This window comes from Candidatus Korarchaeota archaeon NZ13-K (assembly GCA_003344655.1).
Taxonomy (GTDB): Archaea; Korarchaeota; Korarchaeia; order Korarchaeales; family Korarchaeaceae; genus Korarchaeum.
In genome coordinates this window covers 1-3766 of the sequence record MAIU01000097.1, presented here as the reverse complement: position 1 = coordinate 3766, position 3766 = coordinate 1, and the positions used below count along the sequence as shown (strand labels likewise).

General features: G+C 58.8%; 8 protein-coding genes. All 8 read left to right on the top strand.

What is annotated here, in order from left to right:
* Positions 1 to 211, top strand: a 211-nt coding sequence (rpsH, locus tag BA066_07160; GenBank protein RDD52920.1) for a 30S ribosomal protein S8, incomplete at its 5' end; no start/stop codon positions are given.
* A 10-nt stretch (positions 212 to 221) separates the two neighbouring features.
* Positions 222 to 773, top strand: a complete 552-nt coding sequence (locus BA066_07155) for a 50S ribosomal protein L6 (protein ID RDD52922.1) — start codon at positions 222 to 224, stop codon at positions 771 to 773.
* A 1-nt stretch (position 774) separates the two neighbouring features.
* Complete coding sequence (locus BA066_07150) at positions 775 to 1149, top strand: 50S ribosomal protein L32e (protein ID RDD52919.1); 375 nt, start codon at positions 775 to 777, stop codon at positions 1147 to 1149.
* Between the two features lie 10 nt (positions 1150 to 1159).
* Positions 1160 to 1570 (top strand): 50S ribosomal protein L19e, encoded by a 411-nt coding sequence (locus BA066_07145; protein RDD52921.1) that lies wholly within the window; start codon positions 1160 to 1162, stop codon positions 1568 to 1570.
* 5 nt (positions 1571 to 1575) lie between these two features.
* A complete protein-coding gene (locus BA066_07140) occupies positions 1576 to 2175 on the top strand; it encodes a 50S ribosomal protein L18 (protein ID RDD52918.1) in 600 nt (199 codons plus the stop codon).
* A 26-nt stretch (positions 2176 to 2201) separates the two neighbouring features.
* Positions 2202 to 2837 (top strand): 30S ribosomal protein S5, encoded by a 636-nt coding sequence (locus BA066_07135; protein ID RDD52917.1) that lies wholly within the window; start codon positions 2202 to 2204, stop codon positions 2835 to 2837.
* Between the two features lie 114 nt (positions 2838 to 2951).
* Positions 2952 to 3413 carry a 50S ribosomal protein L30 gene (locus BA066_07130; GenBank protein ID RDD52916.1) on the top strand — a complete coding sequence of 154 codons (462 nt, stop codon included), beginning with the start codon at positions 2952 to 2954 and terminating at the stop codon, positions 3411 to 3413.
* Positions 3413 to 3766, top strand: a 354-nt coding sequence (rpl15p, locus tag BA066_07125) for a 50S ribosomal protein L15 (GenBank protein ID RDD52915.1), incomplete at its 3' end; no start/stop codon positions are given. The genes BA066_07130 and rpl15p, both read left to right, overlap by 1 nt.

Genomic DNA, 3766 nt, shown 5'->3' with positions numbered 1-3766 from the left:
CGTGGTCAGGCTAAACGGCAGGATAAACAAGGCGGGGGCGATAAAGCCGAGGTTTCCCGTCAAGGCCAACGAGTTCATGAGGTGGGAGAGGATGTACCTGCCGGCTGAGAACGTCGGCGTCATAGTGGTCTCGACGAACCAGGGAGTGATGACCCACAGGGAGGCGAAGAGGAGGGGAATAGGGGGGGTTCTCATAGCCTACTGCTACTGAGGTGGTCGAGATGGGAAGGTACCCTAAGCTAGTTACCTCGGCGATCGAGCTGAGCGTTCCCATACCTGAAAACGTTAGGGTCTCTGTATCAGGAAGCAGGGTGAGGGTTGAGGGCCCCAAGGGGGTTCTGGAGAGGGAGTTCAACGGTGAGATGGTGGAGCTCTCCGTCGAGGACGGCAGGGTGAGGGTGAGGACCTTCGGGAGGAGGAAGTTCAACAGGGCCTACCTCGGCACGGTGGCTGCTCACCTAAGGAACATGATGAGAGGGGTCACGGAGGGGTTCAGCAGGGAGATGGTCATAGTTTACGCTCACTTCCCGATGAAGGTCGAGGTTGATGAGAAGAGGAAGCTGGTGAAGATATCCAACTTCCTGGGTGAGAAGGCGCCGAGGTACGCTAAGATAGTTGGGGACACCAAGGTAAGGGTGGAGGGTGACAGGATATACATAGAGGGCATATCGAAGGAGGACGTGGGTCAGACGGCAGCTAACATAAGACTGGCGACCAAGATAAAGAGGAAGGATCCCAGGGTCTTCATGGATGGTATTTACGTGGTGAGGTGAGATGGGCTCGGAGGAGAGGAGGAGGTTGTTGAGGAGGCTGAGGAAGAAGAAACCAAGGTTCCTAAACCTCGCGCTTCACTTGAAGCTGGGCGCCGTGAAGAGCTGGAGGAGGCCCAGGGGAATCGATAACAAGCAGAGGCTGAAGCTCAAGAGCAGGCCGAAGCAACCAAGCATAGGGTACAGGAATCCTGAGGAGGTCAGGGGGCTCCATCCCTCGGGCAGGAGGCCCGTGATCGTTCGCAACCTGAGGGAGCTTAGGGAGCTGGCCGAGAGGGGGAAGGATGTCATAGTCTACATAGCCCACACGGTCGGGGAGAGGAAGAGGAGCCTGATGAGGGAGGAGGCTTCCAAGCTCGGACTTAAGTTGGCGAACTGAGGTGAGGTCCATGGATCTCGAGTATCAGAAGAGGTTGGCCGCCAAGGTCGCCGGCGTCGGCCTCGACAGGGTGAGAATAAACCCGGAGAAGGTCGAGATGGTGAGCGAGGCGGTGACCAGGGATGACATAAGGAGACTGATAAGGTCCGGGGCGATAGAGATCCTGCAGAAGAGGGGAGTGAGCAGGGCTAGAGCCAGGGCTAGGCGCAGGAGGAGGGGCCCGGGTAGCAGGAAGGGAGGGAAGTACTCCAGGCTCTCAAGGAAGGAGAGATGGGTCAAGAGGATAAGGGCCCTCAGGAGGGAGCTAAGGAGGATGAGGGATGAGGGGGTGATAGATGCGAAGACCTACAGGGAGCTCTACAGGAGGCTATCGACCTTCGGCAGCGTCTCGCAGCTCAGGGCTCACGTGGCGAGGGGGTGATCGAATTGGCGAGATCTGGAAGGTACAAGGTGAAGTTCAGGAGGAGAAGGGAGGGAAAGACCGACTACCTGAAGAGGCTGGCCCTCTTGAAGAGCAGGAAGCCAAGGGTGGTTGTGAGGAGGACCAACAGGTACGTGATAGTCCAGTTCGTCAGGTTCAGGGAGGAGGGGGATGAGGTCATGGCCTACGCCTTCTCCAAGGAGCTAGAGAGATACGGCTGGATTTACGGGGGGAAGAACCTACCGGCCGCCTACCTAACCGGATACCTGGCCGGTCTGAGGGCCAGGAAGGCGGGAATAAGCGAGGCCATCCTGGACATAGGGAGGTTCCCCTCCACCAGGGGGTCGAGGCTCTACGCCGCCCTAAAGGGTGTCCTGGACGCCGGCGTGGAGGTGCCCCATTCCGATGAGATACTGCCGGATGAGGAGAGGATAAGGGGAGAGCACATATCATCCTTCGCCTCCAAGCTCAAGGAGGAGGACAGGGAGCTGCTGGAGAGGCAGTTCTCGGACTACCTAAGGAGGGGGGCCGATCCAAAGATGATCCCCGAGGTCTTCGAGAGGGTCCTGGAGGAGGTCAGGGCGAACCCCTTCAGGAACGGTTAAAGGTGCTCGCATGAGGAGGTGAGTGTATGTCCGAGGAGGAGTTCGAGGTGGAGAGGGCGTGGGTGCCCAGGACGTGGATAGGGCGCCTCGTGAGTGAGGGGAAGATAAGGAGCCTTGAGGAGATACTGAGAAGGGGCATACCGATTCAGGAGCCCGAGATAGTGGATGCCCTCGTTCCGGGGCTGAAGGAGGAGGTCATAGAGGTGATAAGAGTGCAGAGACAGACGGATGCCGGAGAGCTAACTCAGCTGAGGGTGGTGGTCGCCGTCGGGGATGGGATGAACTACGTGGGGGTCGGAAAGGGGAAGGGGAAGGAGTTCAGCGTGGCCCTGGCCGATGCCGTCAGGAACGCCAAGCTGAACATGGTCAAGGTGAGGAAGGGATGCGGATCTTGGGAGTGCGGCTGCGGGAGGCCTCACTCGATAGCAGCTGCCGTCACGGGCAAATCGGGATCCGTCAGGGTCACTCTGCTACCGGCCCCGAGGAAGCTCGGTATAGCAGGGAACGAGACTGCCAAGATAGTTCTAGGCCTGGGAGGCCTTCAGGATGTCAGGGTATTCTCCAAAGGACACACCAGAAACAGGATGAACTACGCCTTCGCCCTGCACGATGCCCTCACGAAGCTGCTCAGGATGAACCTCCCGGGAGACTGGAGGAGGTGACCCCCTCCGTTTTTAAACTCTCCCTCCGGTGTCGCGTGGAGCGCACTCGTTAGGCGCGGCGGCGCTCGATGGCGGGTGCGCCCGGGGTGATGGGACTTGGAAGGGGTTCCCTTGATGGCCGTGATCAGGATAAGGGGTAGGGTTGACGTGAAACCCGATATTAGGATGACCTTGGAGATGCTGCACCTTCGCAGGAAGTTCTGGGCCACGCTGGTGCCCCTCACGGATTCCTACAGGGGGATGCTCCACAAGGTCAAGGACTACTCGACCTACGGCGAGATAGACAGGGACACGTTGATAGCCCTGCTCAGGGAGAGGGGGGAGCTCAGGGAGGGAGGAAAGCTGAGCGATGAGTGTCTGGTCGCTAACAGCGAGTTCTCAACGATAGAGGAGCTAGCGGATGCTCTACTAGCTGGAGAAGCCCAGATTCACAAGCTCAGGTGGATGAAGCCCTACTTCAGGCTCCATCCTCCCAAGGGAGGATTTAAGAGGACCACGAAGAGGGCATGGAACGACGGAGGGGAGCTGGGGTACAGGGGGAAGGAGATAAATACGCTTCTCAGGAGGATGATATGATGAGCTCCATACCCAGGAGGCGTAAGAAGTCGAGGAAGATGAGGGGATCGAGGCTCCACGGATACGGCCTGCAGAGGCAGCACAGGAGGAGCGGGAGAAGGGGAGGGTTCGGGATGGCAGGGACCAAGAAGCACCTCTGGACCTGGATTACAGCCTATGAGCCGGACTACTTCGGGAGAGGAAGGAGGGGATTCAAGAGACCCAGGGCGGTGACCAGGGAGGTGAGGAGCTTGAACCTGGATGAGCTGGAGGAGATGATCCCAGCTCTCATGTCCTCGGGCTTCGCGAGGGAGCTGGAGGACGGGAGGATAGAGATAGACCTGGGCAGGGTGGGCTACAACAAGCTGCTGGGC

Bases quoted from the DNA above. Each gene is read 5' to 3' on its own strand.
- BA066_07155 (RDD52922.1), top strand. From the start codon at position 222: ATGGGAAGGTACCCTAAGCTAGTTACCTCGGCGATCGAGCTGAGCGTT.
- BA066_07150 (RDD52919.1), top strand. From the start codon at position 775: ATGGGCTCGGAGGAGAGGAGGAGGTTGTTGAGGAGGCTGAGGAAGAAG.
- BA066_07145 (RDD52921.1), top strand. From the start codon at position 1,160: ATGGATCTCGAGTATCAGAAGAGGTTGGCCGCCAAGGTCGCCGGCGTC.
- BA066_07135 (RDD52917.1), top strand. From the start codon at position 2,202: ATGTCCGAGGAGGAGTTCGAGGTGGAGAGGGCGTGGGTGCCCAGGACG.
- BA066_07130 (RDD52916.1), top strand. From the start codon at position 2,952: ATGGCCGTGATCAGGATAAGGGGTAGGGTTGACGTGAAACCCGATATT.